The organism is Bacillus sp. PPSBB_11, assembly GCF_038023285.1.
Lineage (GTDB): Bacteria > Bacillota > Bacilli > Bacillales > Bacillaceae > Bacillus > Bacillus altitudinis.
The window spans coordinates 770,448-771,603 of the sequence record NZ_CP150633.1; the positions used below are offsets into that span (position 1 = coordinate 770,448).

General features: G+C 45.2%; 1 protein-coding gene. It reads right to left on the bottom strand.

Features of this window, described 5'->3' with window-relative positions; all coding sequences use genetic code 11:
• Positions 1-235: 235 nt before the first annotated feature.
• Entirely contained in the window at positions 236-1,024 is a 789-nt protein-coding gene (locus V7L95_RS03875; RefSeq protein WP_340968071.1) for a helix-turn-helix domain-containing protein, read from the bottom strand.
• Positions 1,025-1,156: the final 132 nt, after the last annotated feature.

Here is a 1,156-nt window from a genome sequence, read left to right on the forward strand (position 1 = left end):
CGTTGATATAACGGCGTTAAAACGTTGTAACGCGCTCGGAGGGATTCGAACCCCCGGCAGACGTGGTACCGGAAACCTATTGCGAATTTATTACGATTCTTACTACGAAAGCCTTACGTACACTTATTTCGGATAACGGTCCGTACTATTTCGGACACGAATCCGGAATGTAATCAATGCGATTATACACCGGATATTGTAGGCGGTCAATTACGTTTGCTACACGATGTTTCGATCAATCCGATTCAATAAACGCTTCGAAAGCCTCTAATTTACCACGCATTTTCCTACGTTTTGCCTCGCTTGCTGCACGTTGGAACGAAATATATACGTAGTCATCAAAACGGCTAATTTCGTTCAATTTCGCTTTGAGTATCGTCTTGTGCCACGCATCTACGAATGGCTCCGAATCATGCTCGATCATTAGCGAAGGATCTACGGAAGCCTTAGCACGCAATAACAAGCCGTAATATTTATAGATTTCTGCTGCGTCAAAGTAGCGACTCATGGCGTTATAGATTTCCGTTGGCAACGAGTTTTTCAGCGCTTCAGCCGGCACCGCAGCCGTATCTTTAACGTGCTTTTGATTTAAGTGATTAATAGAATCCGATGGTTCATTTTCGATTTTCGGCGTCTCAACCGTTGGTGCATCGGCGTTTTCCGGCGCTGGTCGAGTGGTCACTGTCGACTGGTCATTCGCGGCTAACGGTAAGATGACGATGATGTTTGCGCCCTTGCCTCCGTTGATCTTACGAGTCGTTGCGACCTTCTTGACGATGTTCAACGCAGCCAGTTGATTAAGAACGCGGCGTGCCGTCTTGACGGATTTACCGATTAGGTCGGCCAAGGTTTCCGCTTTGAGATGCGCTGCGCCTGCGAACTTGACCGCATAACGTGCGATCTGTTTAAGTGCGATCCGCGCCGTGTCGGATAAGTCGTATGAATTTCGTTTGATGTGTTCGTAGACGGCCGTATTTAGAGCCTGCGTTGATGAGAACGTTTGGTGTTCCGCTAAGTAATGCATATCGATACCTCCTATACTTTTATTCGTTAATACGTATATTACGCTTATGCGTATAATAAGTCAACGAAAATAATTACGTTTATACGTATTTACGTAAACGAATAGATACGGTATAATAAACAAAAAAGCAAC

What these genes read in the sequence shown, in the direction of transcription:
- V7L95_RS03875 (WP_340968071.1), bottom strand. Translation starts at nt 1,024, where the DNA reads ATGCATTACTTAGCGGAACACCAAACGTTCTCATCAACGCAGGCTCTA.